Origin of the sequence: Mesorhizobium sp. M0244 (genome assembly GCF_040321795.1) — a bacterium.
In the GTDB taxonomy this organism is placed as follows: Bacteria; Pseudomonadota; Alphaproteobacteria; order Rhizobiales; family Rhizobiaceae; genus Mesorhizobium.
This window is the reverse complement of sequence record NZ_JAMYSE010000014.1, coordinates 1-15,936: the sequence shown is the minus strand read 5'-3', so window position 1 is coordinate 15,936 and position 15,936 is coordinate 1. Positions and strand designations below refer to the sequence as shown.

Here is a 15,936-nt window from a genome sequence, read left to right as displayed (position 1 = left end):
CACTGCATACGAGCCTTCGTGGAATCGCAGCTGACCTCGGTGCGTACCGCAGCTCGTATCCTGGGTCGAGCCGATGGCTTCTGGGATCGGATTGTGGTAGGCCCAACCGGCACATTGGCGGATAGGTCGCCCAGGGACTCGGATCTGAAAATTGGGCTGATCCCGATGATCGTTACCGGAACACACAATCCGTATCTCGTCGCTTTTTCGATTCTGGTCGCCGTCTTCGCGTCTTACACTGCCCTCGATCTCGGTGGGCACGTGGTGGCCACGCGAGGACTTGCGCGTCACCTGTGGCTGGTGGCGGCCGCGATCACAATGGGGGGCGGAATATGGTCAATGCACTTCGTCGCCATGCTCGCCTTCATCATGCCGTCTCCGATGTCCTACGACATCGGATTGACCACCCTTTCGCTCGCGGTTGCGATCTTCGTAACCGGCGGCGGTTTTTACGTCATCAGTCGCCGAAGGGCATCGCCGTTTCGCCTCATGCTCAGCGGCATCTGCATGGGACTTGGCATTGCGGCTATGCATTACGTCGGCATGGCGGCGATGCGGGGGCCCGCCCAGCTCAGCTACGACCGCTTATTCGTTGCGCTCTCCCTGGCCATAGCGATTGGCGCGGCGACGGTGTCACTATGGCTGGCATTCCGAACCACGGCTCCTGAACAAAAACTCGTTGCCGCCATCGTCATGGGCCTGGCCATTTCCGGCATGCACTACACGGCTATGGAAGCGGCCATTTTTACCGCTCACGGCTCCGTTCACGACGCCCAAGGAAACGCAAATCTCGATCAAACCAATCTAGCGCTGGCGGTTGCCAGCGTTACGTTCGTTGTTCTGGCCTGCGCGTTGATCGCCTCTCTGTCAGAGCAGAAGCGCGCCGAAGAAGCGCTGCGTCAGACGCAGGCAAATCTCGTGCATGTCGCGCGCGTGACAACGCTGGGCGAGCTGACCGCCTCGATCGCCCATGAAGTCAACCAGCCGCTCGCCGCCATCGTCACCAACGGTGAGGTTTGCCTGCAGTGGCTCGACCGCGAGGTGCCGGACCTCGCCGAGGTGCGTGAGGCTCTTGATGCCATGATCAACAATGGCAGGCGGGCAAGCGAGATCATCCAGCGACTTCGCGCGCTTTCGAGGAAGACCGAGACACAGAAGGCGGCGCTGAACATCAACGACGCGATCAGCGAGGTGATCCCGCTGGTGCAGCACGAGGTGCTCAAACACCAGGTGTCGCTGCGCCTGGAACTGGCTCCGACGCTGCCAGCCGTGCTCGGTGACAGGGTCCAGCTGCAGCAGGTGATCATCAACCTGCTGGTCAATGGAGTGGACGCCATGGCCTCGGTCGACAGCCGGCCGCGCGAGCTGGCCATACGGTCGCAAAGGCATGGCCCCGGGCAGGTGCTGATAGCCATCCGGGACACGGGCGTCGGCATTGATCCGCAAAGCGTCAGGGGGATCTTCGAGGCGTTCTACAGCACCAAGCCTAGCGGCATGGGCATGGGGCTGTCGATCTGCCGCTCTATAGTCGAGAGCCACGGCGGAACGATCTGGGCGTCGCCCAATGAGGGGCCGGGCGCCACGTTTCAGTTTGCCTTGCCCTCGCGTCTGGAGCAGGCCGCATGACGTTCTACGTGCAGAACGAGTCGCCAGGTGAGGACAAGGAGCCCCTTCGCCGCTGCGATGCGCGCCTCTATGAGGACGCAGATCACGTGCTTGCCTACGGCATCCGGACAATGGCCGAAACGAGCCCTGATAAGGTCGCCGCCATCCGGCGCGTTAGTCTACGGCTCCTTTCACCGCAGTGTCTTTGGATAATATCCCGACCTCAGCTCGACGACGGGTGCGCATACTCGGCCTGACGAACAGCTGGACAAAGGGCGATCAGGCGATCAATCGCCGATAAGGCGAAGCGCAGGCTGGGCTCATCGACCAATCGTCCATCTCTGATCTTGTCGGCAACGTTACCGATGACGACCTGCGGACCGAGAACGGGACGTGACTGGATGGCGAGCAGCGTCTCGTTGGCCTGTGCCTGAGCACGAACGCCGCCGGTAAAGGCCGGCGACACGGAGATGACGAGCACCGCTTTGCCGGTCAACGCCGATCGACCGAGAGGCCTCGACGCCCAGTCAAGCGCGTTCTTGAGGACGCCGGGAATGCCGTGATTGTACTCCGGCGTCGCGATTACGATCCCGTCGCTTTCCGCAACAGCTTGCCTGAACGCCTGCACCGTCTGCGGTGTCGATGCTCCATCTTCGTCCTGGTCGTAAAGAGGCAGCCGCAGGTCGCCGATCTGGAGATCAACCGCCGGACCCAACGCGAGCTGGAGGCCTCGCAGGACGGCAAGGGAGTAAGAGCCTCGGCGCAGGCTCCCCGGCAAGCCGAGGAGCCGCGCCTGACTACGTGCCTCGATGATCGTCATCGGTGCGATCACTTTCCGGGCTGCAACGGGCCCGAACCGGCGCCGGTCGCTTCGATGGCGGCAGCGATCTCAGCCAAATCCCGCCCGGTCAATTCGAGGCTTGCGGCGTCGAGCCAGCCGTCCACCTGAGCCGGGCTGCGGGCGCCGACGATCGCACCCGTCACCCCCGGCCAGGCCAGCGTCCAGGCGATCGCAACCGCGGCAACGCTGGCGCTGTGACGCTCCGCGATCGGTTTTAAGGCATCGGCGAACTCCAGGTTGCGGGTGAGCTTTTCGCCGGAGAATTCCGCATTGCGGGATCGCCAGTCGTCTTTCGGCAGGGCCCGGGCGCGTGCGGTCGTGAAGCGGCCGGTGAGGAGGCCGGATTGCATGGGGCTATAGACAATGACGCCGGTCTCATGAGCGTGGCACCAGGGCAGTTCGGCCTTGGCGACATCGCGGCGGATCGCGGAGAACGGCGGCTGCAGCGTGTCGACATGGCCCAGGCTTTCGGCCGTTTCCAACTGCGCGGTACTATGATTGGAAAGGCCGACGGCACATACCTTGCCCTCCTTCTTCAGGTCGAGGAGCGTTTGCCAGTACACTTCGAGCGGCGTGCCATCCTCGGCCGGCCAGTGCATTTGGTAGAGATCGATGCGCTCAACGCCGAGGCGCTTCAACGAGGCTTCCACCTCGCGGCGGATGCTTGCGGGCGCGCCGACTTTGCTGGGGAGCGCTTGGCGATCGTTTTCGTCCCAGATGAGGCCGCACTTGCTGAAAACGTAAGGCCGCTCATTGGCCGGGATCTCAGCGAGCGCTTGACGCACGACCTCTTCCGAGTGGCCGAGGCCGTAAATAGCCGCCGTGTCGATCCAATTGATACCGCGTTCCACCGCATGCCGTATTGCAGTGATCGAGTCGCCATCGTCCTGTGCACCCCAACCAACGGCCCAATCGGCTCCGCCGATCGCCCAGGCGCCGAACCCGACACGGGTAATCTGCATGTCGGTGCGGCCCAAGCGGCGGGTTGCGAGGGCCTTTGCGACTGATGTCGACCGTTGAAGTGTATCCATGTCGTAGCTCCTGTTTACAACGCAACATTGCGTCATCCCTTTCCATCCTTCCGACAGCGAGATCAGTTCCGTTGTCAGGAAGTATGAACCGTGGACGTTGTTCCCAGCCGCGCAAATGTGGGGCGGCTTCGTTCGGCGAGCAGGGGTGTTCCGGCACTCTTTATGCAAGCCCAGCTAGATGTTGTGCCACTTCTCGTGCCCCTGTCCGTAGTTCCCTCGGAAGGGCGAACTGGGACGTGGGACGTTTGGACCTCGGCCAGTGCGGGACTGGCTGCCAACAGGACGGCCACTAGGCGGAAGTCCATCGCTCAACATCCTCCAGTCGGTATTGCGGGTCGTCTCGCCGAAACATTCCAGGGAGCAGAAGTAGTACTGGCGAGGTATCTTCACCTCACAAGCGCAGTTCAGGCATTCCATTCTCTTGCTCCATCCCTGCAACGCATCGCAGAAAAGCGTTTTTTGAAGTTGTCGAGATAGTAATGTGTTTTCGGAGGGTTTAGGCCTCCGCAACAGTAACAGTAATTTGACGATTTCTTCATGATTTTCTCGATAGGCCTTGCGAATTTCGCGACCAGAGGTTTCGGCATGTATTGAGCTTAAGTGCTGTACAAATCAGCGCCCCAGCAAAACCCGCCGCACCGAAATTCACAAAAGCATACATAGATTTTTCTATTGGCATGAATCATCCGTAGGTATGGCTGGGTAACCTATTTGGGCAGAGCCATAGTTGAGGATTTTTGCCGGAGGCTATCCGCTGGGCGCATTATTTGATTTGGCGAGAACAGCTAACCGAACTGGCGCCGCTCGCGAGACCAGGATTAACACGCTGGTGACTGACTTCGCCGAGAAGCCAATAGCAAAGCCATCGGCGAAACGGGCGAAACTCGAATTGGGGCGGCGTTTTCGAAAGACATTTCTTCGCTCGAGCGCAACACTCCGCACCCAATCTCGAGGATTTCAACGCATGGCACCCAGGAAGTCGATTCGGCCCTACAAATCCGCGGCCGGAGGCTGGGGCGCGTTGCGAGCGACCGGAACAGCCCTGACAGAGCAAGGCATCGCCCTCAGTGGCTCGACGACGCTCCTGCGCATGAACCAGCCGACCGGCTTTGATTGTCCAGGCTGCGCATGGCCCGACCCCAAACACACATCATCTTTTGAATTCTGTGAAAACGGTGCGAAGGCAGTCGCCTGGGAGGCTACGGCGAGGCGTTGCATGCCGGAATTCTTTGCAGCGCACACCGTGAGCGAACTCGAAGGCTGGAGCGACTATGACCTGGAAATGCAGGGCCGCATCACCGACCCGATGGTTTATGACCGCGCTTCCGATCGCTACCTGCCGATCGACTGGGATGATGCCTTTGCCTTGATTGGGCGCCATCTGAACGGCCTTGCCGACCCGAACGCCGCCGAGTTCTATACATCGGGCAGGACATCGAATGAGGCGGCATTCCTGTACCAGCTCTTTGTGCGCGAGTTTGGCACCAACAATTTTCCGGACTGCTCCAACATGTGCCATGAATCGACAAGCGTAGGCTTGCCGAAATCTCTGGGCGTTGGGAAAGGCACGTGCCTGTTGGAGGATTTCGACCTTGCGGATGCAATCTTCATATTTGGCCAGAACCCAGGCACCAATAGTCCACGTATGATGACCAGCCTTCATAACGCATCACGGCGCGGTGCGGCGATCATCTCGTTCAACCCGTTCCGCGAGCGTGCTCTCGAGCGCTTTCAGGCACCGCAAAACCCGATCGAAATGGTGACGATGACGTCGACACCGATCAGCTCCAAGCTCTATCAGGTCCGCGTTGGTGGAGATGTCGCTGTTCTGAAGGGAATGATGAAGGTGCTTGTCGAGGCGGACGAATCCGCTGTTGCCGCCGATAAGCCGCACGTGCTCGACTGGGATTTCATCCACGGCCACACCCAGGGTCTTGACGCAGTTGTTGCCGATCTTCGTGCCACGCCATGGGACGCGATCGAACGCATGTCCGGACTGAGCCAAGCCGATATTACGGCGGCGGCCGAGGTCTATATGCGTGCCGACAGGGCGATCCTCGTCTATGGAATGGGCATTGTCCAGCATTCCAGAGGCACGCAGAACGTGCAGCAGATCGCCAACCTGGCGCTCATGCGCGGCAATGTCGGCAAGCCTGGCGCTGGCGTCTGCCCCGTGCGGGGTCACTCCAATGTGCAGGGCGACCGCACGGTTGGCATCACGGAAACTCCCTCGGATGAATTCCTTGACCGATTGGAGCGCAGGTTCGGCTTCAAACCACCCCGTGCCCACGGCCACAATGTCGTCACCGCCCTTGAAGCCATGGTCCGCGGCGAAGTGAAGGTCTTCATCGCCATGGGAGGCAATTTCGCGGCCGCGGTTCCGGATTGGCAGCAAACACAAAACGCGATTCGCAGCCTTGATCTGACGGTCCAGATATCGACCAAACTCAACCGCAGCCATTTGATTATCGGCCGCGAGGCGCTGATCCTTCCTTGTCTGGGACGTACCGAGGTCGACAACCAGGCGACAGGCCCCCAGTCCATCACCGTCGAGGATTCCATGTCGATGGTGCACGCGTCGGCGGGCCAGAATCGGCCAGCATCCGAACGTCTGTTGAGCGAACCGGCCATTGTCGCCGCAATGGCAAAAGCGACACTTGGGGCACGGTCGGTCGTGGACTGGGACGGGTTAGTCGCTGACTATGATCTTATTCGTGACGCGATCGAGGACGTGTTGCCGATTTTCCAGGCCTACAACGCTCGTGTGAGAGTTCCCGGAGGATTTCATCTTGCCTCGACAGCGCGCGAGCGCATCTGGATGACGCCGTCGGGCCGGGCCAATTTTCTGGTGTTTGAAGGTCTTGGGGAAGATCCGGACCCGGGCGACGCGGATGGGCTGTGGCTGACTACGGTCCGCAGCCATGACCAGTACAACACCACGATATACTCGCTGTCCGATCGGTATCGCGGCGTTTTTGGACAGCGCGACGTGCTGTTTATCAACCAAAGGGAGATGGATAAACGCGGACTGAAAGCTGATGATCGCGTCGATCTCGTGACACAGTCGACCGACGGCATCAAGCGTGCCGTGCGAGAGTTCAGGATCGTCCCCTACGCATTCCCGGACGGCTGCTGCGCGGCCTATTATCCTGAGACGAATCCACTGGTGCCACTGTATTTGCGTGATCCGAGCAGCTTCACGCCATCTTCAAAGGCCATCCAGATCCGCTTGGTCCGATCGCACGGTCATGAGATGACGGCCGAGCACGTGGTTCGGCTAGGAGTATGATGCCGATGGACGCCGTCGAACTCGCGCGCCTGCAATTCGCCTTCACCATCGGATTCCACATTCTCTGGCCAACCTTCACTATTGGCATCGCATGCTTCGTTGCCTGGCTCAGCGGCCTGTGGTGGTGGACAGGCAAGCTCGTCTACCGCGACCTGATGCGGTTCTGGAGCCGCATCTTCGCCCTCGGCTTCGGCATGGGTGTGGTCACTGGCATAGTGCTCAGCTACGAGATCGGCACCAACTGGGCCGGCTTCTCGCGCTCGGTCGCCAATGTGCTCGGACCGTTGTTCATGTACGAGGCGTTGACGGCCTTCTTCCTCGAGTCCGGCTTCATCGGCATCGTTCTGTTTGGCGAGGGCCGTGTCAGCAAGGGCATGCATTTTTTTTCCTGCTGCATGGTCGCGGTCGGCACGCTGCTCAGCGCCACTTGGATTATTGCCGCCAATAGCTGGATGCAGACGCCGGCAGGTGCGGTCGCGGATGCACATGGTATCTATCACGTGGTGGACTGGTGGACGGTGATCTTCAACCCGTCGTTCCCCTACCGCTTGGCGCACATGGTCTGCGCGAGCATCCTAACCGGCTCTTTCGTGGTCGCCGGCGTCTCAGCCTTCCACCTTTGGCGCCGCCAGCATCGCACAACCTCGACCATCGCCTTCTCCATGGCCATGTGGATGGCTCTGGTTCTGGCGCCGCTCCAGATCGTGTTGGGCGACATCCACGGCCGCAACACCCTCGTCTATCAGCCGACCAAGGTCGCCGCGATGGAAGGCCTGTGGGACACCACGCGCGGTGCGCCGATGACGGTGCTCGCATGGCCGGACATGCAGGCCGAGGAGAACCGCTTCGCGATCGACATCCCGCACATAGCCAGCCTTTATCTAACGCACTCCTGGAACGGCGAGGTCCCGGGGCTGAAGGCCGTGCCGCGTGACGACCGCCCCTATGTCCCCATTGTATTCTTCGCCTTCCGCATCATGGTCGGCATCGGCATCGTCCTGGTCACAACCGCGACCATCGGCGCGGTGCTGCGCTGGCGCGGACGCCTCTTTGAGACACGCTGGTTCCAACTCCTGGCGATGGCGGTAACACCGCTCGGCTTTCTCGCCGTGCTTGCCGGCTGGACCACGACAGAAGCCGGCCGTCAGCCGTTCGTCATCTACGGGCATCTGCGCACGGCAGACGCCGTCGCGCCGGTGAGCGCGGGCGCTGTCACAACAACACTGCTGATCTTTTTCGCCGTCTACAACATGCTGCTGATTGCTTTCTTCTGGTTTGCCGCGCGTATCGCCCTCAAGGGACCCTCCGCCTCGATCACCGACCCGGGATCGACGAGGCCGGGACTGGACCGATCCGGCCCCACCCTGGCCGGGGCAAATGCCGCCACGCCGCCCGTGGCCGGCCTCGCCCACGCGCCGGGAGAATGACGCGATGGACAGTTTGCTCCCTTTCGATCTTCCGCTGCTGTTCGCTGCGGTGGCCGCCTTTTCCGTCGCCGTCTATGTGCTGGCGGACGGCTTCGATCTCGGCGTCGGGATTCTCTTCCTTGCCGCGCCCCGCGATGCGGACCGTGATGTCATGATGGCCAGTATAGAACCCGTCTGGGACGGCAACGAGACCTGGCTCGTCATGGGCGGCACGCTGCTCTTTGCCGCGTTTCCGGCCGGCTACTACGTACTGCTGCCGGCCTTCTATTTGCCCATCATGTTCATGCTGTTCGCACTGATATTCCGAGGCATCGCGTTCGGCTTCCGGCTGCGGGCTGCGTCATATCGCTGGGTATGGGATATCGCATTTGCGGGTGGATCGATATTGGCTGGCCTCTGTCAGGGGTTCGTCCTCGGCGGTTTCATCGGCGGCATACCGATGGAGGCCGGCATGTTTTCCGGCGGGCCCTTCGATTGCTTCACGATTCTGGGACTGCTCTGCGGGCTCGGCCTCCTGGGCGGCTACGCGCTTCTGGGCGCGGGTTGGCTCATCTGGAAGACGGAGGGCTCGACCCAGATATTTGCCCGCGAGGTTGCGCATGCAGCACTTATTGTGACCGCCGCGATGATGGCTATCGTCAGTGGCTGGACCGCGTTGGCCGAGCCCAATGTCGCAAGCCGATGGTTTGTCTGGCCCAACATAGCCTATCTCGCGCCGTTGCCGTTGTCGGCCGCCATCATCGCCTGCTTCATCTGGCGCAGCCTCTGGGGCAAGCGCGAGACATTACCTTTCATCCTCTCCGCTGTGCTGTTCCTTCTTGGCTTTGCAGGTTTGGCGGTCAGCCTCTGGCCTTATATCGTACCGAGGCACATTTCGATCTGGGACGGCGCCGCCGATCCTCAAGCGCTTGCCTTCGCGGGCGTCGGGATCGTCATTATCATTCCGATCGTGCTGGCCTACCAAGCCCATGCCTACTGGGTGTTCCGCGGCAAGGTCGAGCATTCGGCTTATGGCGAGCACTAGTCCGCGCTTCTGCTGGGGTGCGACCCGAGTGCGCACTGCACAACGTACGCATCGTTCCTGGCGATTGTGACCAGCGCGTCATCGTTCTGCGTAATCAGGGCAACCAGTCGAACTCGGCGCGGCAAATTTGCAGCACGTGGGAATGAAGAACGTTACCGATGAGATTGGTGGCTTTGAGGGCTAGAGGGCCGCCGCACTACCGATTGTGCCATACGAAAATGAAAACCTCGATTTTCGTCCCCTATGACCCGTGCGTTCCAATGCTTCGGGATATTGCCCGACGAAAAACAATATATGTCACGAGAAACTCAACGAGTTTGCTGCCGCCGGTCGCCCGGCATGAGTCTGGTGCGAGCGGCACTCGACCGGCTGTTCCCGCCCGACCCAGGCTGGCTGCGCCTGATCGCCGCCGTCAGCGCAACCCTCGCTGGACTGACAACCTTCGTCATCGTCGCGCTGATGGGTACCATCGCCGGTGTGCCGGTCATCGACCGCGTCCTTGGATTTGCCATCGCCCTCTTCATCGCCGCCACGGTTCGCGACAGCACCATCCACCAGAAACTCACGACCATTGCGATTGGCGGGGTTGGGGCATGCGCATCCACGATCGTCGCCGCGCTGCTGATCGATCAGCCGATGGCGGACGCAGTGTTGCTGCCTGCCATGATGTTCGTGATCGCATTCTTCTCGGTTCGCAGTCCACGTCATGGATCGATCGGGCTGGTTTCGCTGATCGCCTACCTGATCGCGCTCGTCTCGAAGCAGCCGGCCGAAACTCTGCCGCTGCGACTACTGGTCATAGTCGTCGCCGCGACCGTTGCCGCGCTGGTGCGTTGCGTCCTGATTCCGGAGCGGCCGGAGTCCGAGATCGAGCGCCTGCGCCACGAAGTCCGTAGTTGCATCAGCAAGGTGCTTGCGCTCGTCGCAGCCGCGGTAGGCAAGGGCTCGTGGACGGCTGCGAGCCGCCGCCGCCTCCGACGGCAGGCCTCTCGCCTTGATGAAATCATCATGCTTGCCCAGGCACGGCTCGTGTCGTCGGCTCAGCAGCCGGCCTACCCGGGCTGGGGCTGGCTGCAGCTGTTCGAAATACAGCTGGCGACGCGACGTGTCGAGCAGATTGCCCTGCAGGATCTCGGCGGTCCGGAGGAGCGCGTAGCCCTGCTGTCGCGGATTGAGGTGATCGGGGCTGCAGGCCAGCAAGCGCCGCTGCCCCCTGCGCCAGGCCGTCTCGGCGGAGCGCTCGATATGCTCGGCCACGTCCTATCCGAGATGCCGGTGGGCGAGCCCGATTATCCGGCCTTCGTTCCGCCGGCGGCATCTCCACCTGGATGGCGTCCGGCGCTGCAGACGGCGACCGCCTCGACCCTCGCTATCGCGTGCAGCGAATTGATCCTTCCCAATCGCTGGTACTGGGCGGCGTTTGCAGCCTTCGTCATGTTCCGGGAAACGCGTTCGCGTGGCGAGTCCGTGGCAAAAGGCACCGCGTTCGTCATCGGCACCACGGCCGGACTGGTGGCGGGCCAGTTGCTGGCGACACTGCTGTCCGGTCACGAGCTGCAGAGCATCGTTGCCATCGTCATCGCCGTGTTTCTCGCCTTTCAGGCCAATGTCATCGCCTACAGCGTCATGGTCTTCTGGATTACGGTGATCCTCGGCCTGATGTTCGGGATGATGGGGTATTTCACCTTCGATGTCCTGCTGACGCGTCTGGAGGAGTCGGCTATCGGCGTCGCGTCGGGCGTGCTGGTCGCGTGCCTCGTGCTGGTGCGGCGCGAACGGGATGTGACGGAAGAGGCGGCCGCCGCGTTCTTGAATGCCTTGCGCAATTTGGTGAGGGGCGCCGCCGCCGTGCTGCTGGAAGGCAAGCCGACGCGCAACCTCGCCAGCCACATCCTCGGGACCGGGCAACGTTTCCGCGAACTCGAAGCAGTCGCTGCATCTGAGCAGTCGAGCTTCGGGATGGTACGCCGCGAAAGGCTGCGCAGGCGCGTCATGGTGCTAGGCGCATGCGAGAATTGGGGGCGAGAACTCGGAACAATCTGCCTAAGAAGCGGTCGCATCGAGGACGCCGGGCTTACGAAAATAGCCGCAGATGCGCTCGCGCGCACAGACGCCACGCTGGGTTACCTGACAGGCGCAGGGTCCAAAACGGCGGGAGCGGTAGCAGGCGCCGATACCGCCAACAATGTGGTTCCGGCAGGGGCCGACGATCCCATCTCTCACGCCGTTCACTTGCTCTTGCGCCTGGATGCTGCGCTGGATCGCGTCGCAGCAATACGCGATGAGCGCGCGAGCGTGCGATGAGACTGTTCGGCGCCGTGCCCCCGTTAGCAGGTTGTAGACGCACTCACAACTCTGAGAACGCCGCCAGCCACGCCCCTCGGTGCGTCAGTCGACCGTGCGAAAAACCTCCTCAGCGCCGCGCGAAACGAGGTATCATCCTCGACGAAGACAATGGCTCATCGCCGCCAGCGCCCTCCTCCTTCGCCCGGCCAGGTCACGGCACGCGGGTCACCGGCGACGCGCCAGTGGCAAACCAATATGCGCAGCGGGCGAAGCTTGAACTAGGGCGGCGTTTTCGAAAGACATTTCATCGTCTGAGCGCGATGCTCCACGCTCAAACGCAAGGATTTCGACCTATGGCAGCCAGTAAATCAATCCGGCCTTGCAAATCCGCGACCGGAGGCTGGGGCGCGCCGATGTCGACGGCCGATCGCGTTGTTCGGCCTGGAGGCTGAGGCCCATGAGTGCGGTCGAACTCGGGGCCTTCTTCGCTCTGCGCCGCGGTGGGCAAGGTTCGGTGTTTGCCTCCGCAGTCTCTGCCGGCATTGGTCCGCTCGACTCGCCGAACATCGATGCAATGTCACGCCGGTGCGGCCGTCTCGGTGAGACGCACTGGTTCGAACTCTTCGTCACGATGGTAGCGCCGCTCTGCCTTTTCGCCGTGCTCGCGGTCTCGAGCACGGACGCGGTCACCAGATCGTTCTTGATTTGCTTCGCCATTTATTCCGATTTGTTGATCGCCTTGCTTTGGTTCACAGAGAAAGACGATGCCCCACTGAACCGACCCATCCACGCCCCAAGCGGCAGGCTCTGCGCGTGAATGTCCAGGAGGATGATCGCCCCCAATTCCCACCGCCAGTGGATGTACGAAACCCAAGTCGACGACGTCGCCGGCCCCAGGCAATTCGAGTTGATCAACGCCGAATCCTTAGGATCGTCGTCGCCCTCTATGATGAACGCACCTGACGCAAAGGATGAACTTGTCGGTAGGAGAGTAGGATGGCTGATCGGGCGTGGTACATGGCGGTGCCGAGCTTCTTATTGTCTTTCGTTCATCTTCGGAAGCGTCGGCGTCCTACGTTAGGGACCGCTTCTTCCCCGCGACTCTGGCGACCGTCGTTCCCACTCCGGCCGACTTCGTCAATTTTCCTCAATTGGTGCGGTTGCCTGACACCACCTCGCGCGAGGTCGACTTTCCTTTCTCCTACAGCAAGCTCCTCACCCCGGATTGGTCGGTGTCGTTCACCGAGAACTACCGCATCGTCGATCAGGCGGGCACGCGCGCGGGCTTCGACAATTTAGTGCTCGGCACCCAGTATGAACTCTATTCCAATCCCGAGCACGAGTTCGTCTTCTCGGTAGGCGGCACAGTGGCGCTGGGCGGCACCGGATCGTCTGACATTGGTGCCAAGTCGTTCTCGACCCTGACGCCGACCGTTTACATGGGCAAGGGCTTCGATGATCTGTCTGATTCGATGGGGTGGCTGCGTCCGATCAATGTCACCGCGACCCTTGGAATCGCGCTGCCAACCCAATCCACCACCGTGACCGGCGCCACCACAATCGACAACCCAAACGTCCTGCAATGGGGCTTCGCCCTGGAATACAGCCTGCTCACCAATTCGTATTCCGCTGGCAAGGGAGGTGCTCACCGCTTCGCCAAGGGGTTTGGTACCGCTGGTGGAATTCGCAATGCAGACGCCGCTTGACGGGCCGTTGGCTGGAGAGACCACGGGCACGATCAATCTGGGCGTTATCTGGGTGGGCGAGTACGCCCAACTCGGGGTGGAAGCGATCCTTCCGATCAATGAGCGCTCGGGCCGCGACATTGGCGTGCGTGCACAGCTCCACTTTTATCTCGGCAACATCTTTTCGAACGCGATCGGAAAGCCGATCTTCGACTGACCGCGCGCCGCGTTGTGTATGAGCACGCACCGGCTCTCCGCGGCCAGGTTCGAGGCCTCCAACCTATCCTACGATCAGGCGCCCTCCGGAATCGACAGAAAGCACCTCCGAGTCGACGTGCCACGACCGACTTCATTCTCGACGTAGGGACGCCGCCGCGACGTTCGACGTGACGTTGAGTCAGGGGAAGACCGAGACCTGTCCCCTTTTCGTCTGCCCTGCTCGTGAGGTCGTGAGGTACGGTTCGAACGCTCGTCGGATCATTTCGGACGACGTCCCGGTTGTAGCTTGTCTTCGCTGCTGGTCAGATGCTCGAAAGGCTCGGGCGACCGCGACGATGATGTTGGTCGACCGTCTCGGCTTTATTGGCCTGCCCTCGGCGACCGCCTTGCGCCTGGCGCGCGACAACCTTCGAATCCGATCAGGCGGTCGGTCCGAACGCCGCTGTTCTCACTGCCGGAGTTGACACGCTTGTATTGCCCCGCCGCCGATATGTCCAATAAAGAGGAAGGCCGGCGAACAGAAACCCGCCAGCAATATTACCCAAGGTCACTGGTATTTGATTCCAGTACCACCAGTCAGCGAAGCTGATCTTGGCTCCCAGTATCATTCCCATGGGTATGACAAACATGTTGACGACACAATGTTCAAATCCCAACGCGAAAAACGCAAAGATGGGCAACCAGCATCCGATAATCTTGCCGGGCAAGGACCTCGAACTCATTCCCATCACGACGCCAAGGCAGACCATCCAGTTGCATAGCATCGCCTTGACGAATCCTGTCGCCAGACCGCCGTACCCATATGGCTCGTAGGCGATCGTCTTAGACTCGGCGAGCGCTCGGATATGGTCCCCCAGCGCGCCGGCTCCGGCGTTGCCGGCGTCGGTCAGAACGAAGTAGAACAGCATGGCAAAGATCAAGGCTCCTAGCATGTTGCCGGCAAAGACCCAGATCCAGTTCGCCAACATCCGCAAGGCCGTGGTGCGTCCAGAAAGTACTGCCAATGGAACCAGACCAAAATTCCCGGTCAGAAGCTCCAGGCCAAGCACGACGATCATGGCGAACCCCGCCGGAAAGATGAGGGCGCCGACAAGCGGAATATTGGTCTGAAGCGCGCCCTGCAGGGCCAGGCTGGTCGCGAAGGCGAGCAGTGCTCCAGCGAACATGCCACGAATCAACAGATCGGTGGGACGGTGAGCAGCTTTGGCGGCGCCGAGGTCGACCATTGCCTCCACGATTTCGACGGGCGAGAGACTGTCGTTCATGATGACCATCCTTTTGGGTTGGACAGTTGTTGCGAGGAATAGCCAATCAGTGCAGCGGCTCGATCATCGGCACGCCCAAAGCGATTTTGGCCCTGGCATCGGCTGCCGTCAGCCGGGCATGATGCCGAGCTGCTCTTTAGGAAATTTCGCAAGCACAGCCGGATCGACATTCAGGTGCTGCGCGACCAATTCGGACGGAGCGTGGGTGAGCCAGTCCGATAGGTCGACCTCATGGTATTCCGGCGCCTTGAAAATCGACAGAAACTGCAGGTCGGTGGTGCCTGTATTCAGGATGTAGTGACCTTGGTTCTTCGGAACATAGCCGATGTCACCGGACTGGAAGTCGGCCGTTTCGGCCCGAGGACCGGCATCGAACACGGTCATGCGCCCTTGCCCCTTTATCCAGTACTGCCATTCGTCGGCATTTTGATGCCAGTGCATTCGTCGGAGGGCACCGGGCTTGATCGTCTCCACGGCCGCGGCGATCGTCGTCGATACCTTGAATGTCCGGCTATCGGCGAGATGGACTACGCCTGAGGAATTCTCCTTCACCGGCACGCTATCGCGCAGCGAAAACGTGAACGGATTCGCAGGCGCGCCGCCGGACCGCACGGCGGCCTGATCGGCGGCGAGCGGACCTGGCTCTTGTCCCTGGAATATCCAGAGATCATGAAGCGGTATCGATTTGAAACTGTCGGCGGGCACGCCGAAATTCTGGGCCAGAATTTCCGGCGGCGTATGGGCGAACCAGTCCGTCACAAGAAGCGTATTGAATTCGGAGGCCTCACCATTGTCAAAGATGATCAGGAACTCGCAACCGTCTGGCCCGAGACCCTGGAGCGAATGCGGAGAGCCTGCTGGAAAATACCAGATGTCACCTTCCTTGATGTCTTGCACATAGGCTTGGCCCAGTTGATCGAGCGTTGTCACCCGCATGCTACCATTCGTGACGTATCCCCATTCGGCAGCAAGATGCCAATGAAGCTCCCTGATGCCGCCAGGTCCAAGTCGCATATTGACGCCGGAGACGGACGTCGAAATCGGGAAATCCGCGACCGTGACCTGTCTGGCCCAGCCGCTGCCCTGAATGCGCTTGGATGCAATGTTGAACGAGGACCAGAACCTCGGCATGCCGCCGACATCGGTTGCGGGTGGGTTTTCGAAAGACGGCAGCTGATCCGCGACCGCCGGATTCTTTGGGCCGGGGTCCGATAGGCTACCGGGATTTGCATTTATTGCGCCCTGCGGCGGCTCATCCGGATTG

At 61.0% G+C, this 15,936-nt stretch carries 12 protein-coding genes; 8 read left to right on the top strand and 4 right to left on the bottom strand.

The features are described 5' to 3' along the window. Positions 1-18: 18 nt before the first annotated feature. Positions 19-1,626: an MHYT domain-containing protein gene (locus NKJ08_RS12375; RefSeq protein ID WP_352781874.1), complete on the top strand. Its 1,608-nt coding sequence runs from the start codon at positions 19-21 to the stop codon at positions 1,624-1,626. A gap of 202 nt (positions 1,627-1,828) precedes the next feature. On the opposite strand, the gene NKJ08_RS12370 is transcribed toward NKJ08_RS12375, so the two are convergent. Next, the gene (locus NKJ08_RS12370) at positions 1,829-2,425 is read right to left on the bottom strand and encodes an NADPH-dependent FMN reductase (RefSeq protein WP_352781873.1); all 597 of its coding nucleotides are present in this window, start codon (positions 2,423-2,425) and stop codon (positions 1,829-1,831) included. An 8-nt stretch (positions 2,426-2,433) separates the two neighbouring features. Then, positions 2,434-3,423, bottom strand: a complete 990-nt coding sequence (locus tag NKJ08_RS12365; RefSeq protein ID WP_352781872.1) for an aldo/keto reductase — start codon at positions 3,421-3,423, stop codon at positions 2,434-2,436. Between the two features lie 1,018 nt (positions 3,424-4,441). Here NKJ08_RS12365 and NKJ08_RS12360 point away from each other — a divergent pair. The 7 genes from NKJ08_RS12360 (at position 4,442) to NKJ08_RS12330 (ending at position 13,405) form a co-directional block, all read left to right on the top strand. Next, the gene (locus tag NKJ08_RS12360) at positions 4,442-6,766 is read left to right on the top strand and encodes an FdhF/YdeP family oxidoreductase (RefSeq protein WP_352781871.1); all 2,325 of its coding nucleotides are present in this window, start codon (positions 4,442-4,444) and stop codon (positions 6,764-6,766) included. Positions 6,767-6,771: 5 nt separating this feature from the next. Further along, entirely contained in the window at positions 6,772-8,193 is a 1,422-nt protein-coding gene (locus NKJ08_RS12355; RefSeq protein ID WP_352781870.1) for a cytochrome ubiquinol oxidase subunit I, read from the top strand. 4 nt (positions 8,194-8,197) lie between these two features. Further along, positions 8,198-9,217: a cytochrome d ubiquinol oxidase subunit II gene (cydB, locus tag NKJ08_RS12350; RefSeq protein WP_352781869.1), complete on the top strand. Its 1,020-nt coding sequence runs from the start codon at positions 8,198-8,200 to the stop codon at positions 9,215-9,217. A gap of 477 nt (positions 9,218-9,694) precedes the next feature. After that, positions 9,695-11,521, top strand: a complete 1,827-nt coding sequence (locus tag NKJ08_RS12345; RefSeq protein WP_352781868.1) for an FUSC family protein — start codon at positions 9,695-9,697, stop codon at positions 11,519-11,521. A 439-nt stretch (positions 11,522-11,960) separates the two neighbouring features. After that, entirely contained in the window at positions 11,961-12,320 is a 360-nt protein-coding gene (locus NKJ08_RS12340; RefSeq protein WP_352526920.1) for a hypothetical protein, read from the top strand. Between the two features lie 193 nt (positions 12,321-12,513). Beyond that, complete coding sequence (locus tag NKJ08_RS12335) at positions 12,514-13,209, top strand: hypothetical protein (RefSeq protein WP_352781867.1); 696 nt, start codon at positions 12,514-12,516, stop codon at positions 13,207-13,209. Continuing rightward, positions 13,193-13,405 (top strand): hypothetical protein, encoded by a 213-nt coding sequence (locus NKJ08_RS12330; protein WP_352781866.1) that lies wholly within the window; start codon positions 13,193-13,195, stop codon positions 13,403-13,405. Before NKJ08_RS12335 ends, NKJ08_RS12330 begins: the two co-directional genes overlap by 17 nt. 421 nt (positions 13,406-13,826) lie before the next feature. Here NKJ08_RS12330 and NKJ08_RS12325 read toward each other — a convergent pair whose 3' ends face one another. Then, complete coding sequence (locus NKJ08_RS12325; protein WP_352778379.1) at positions 13,827-14,672, bottom strand: formate/nitrite transporter family protein; 846 nt, start codon at positions 14,670-14,672, stop codon at positions 13,827-13,829. 108 nt (positions 14,673-14,780) lie between these two features. Beyond that, positions 14,781-15,936, bottom strand: a 1,156-nt coding sequence (locus NKJ08_RS12320; RefSeq protein WP_352781865.1) for a cupin domain-containing protein, incomplete at its 5' end; no start/stop codon positions are given.

Bases quoted from the DNA above. Each gene is read 5' to 3' on its own strand.
- NKJ08_RS12340 (WP_352526920.1), top strand. From the start codon at position 11,961: ATGAGTGCGGTCGAACTCGGGGCCTTCTTCGCTCTGCGCCGCGGTGGG.
- NKJ08_RS12325 (WP_352778379.1), bottom strand. From the start codon at position 14,672: ATGAACGACAGTCTCTCGCCCGTCGAAATCGTGGAGGCAATGGTCGAC.
- NKJ08_RS12370 (WP_352781873.1), bottom strand. From the start codon at position 2,425: ATGACGATCATCGAGGCACGTAGTCAGGCGCGGCTCCTCGGCTTGCCG.
- cydB (WP_352781869.1), top strand. From the start codon at position 8,198: ATGGACAGTTTGCTCCCTTTCGATCTTCCGCTGCTGTTCGCTGCGGTG.
- NKJ08_RS12330 (WP_352781866.1), top strand. From the start codon at position 13,193: ATGCAGACGCCGCTTGACGGGCCGTTGGCTGGAGAGACCACGGGCACG.
- NKJ08_RS12355 (WP_352781870.1), top strand. From the start codon at position 6,772: ATGGACGCCGTCGAACTCGCGCGCCTGCAATTCGCCTTCACCATCGGA.
- NKJ08_RS12360 (WP_352781871.1), top strand. From the start codon at position 4,442: ATGGCACCCAGGAAGTCGATTCGGCCCTACAAATCCGCGGCCGGAGGC.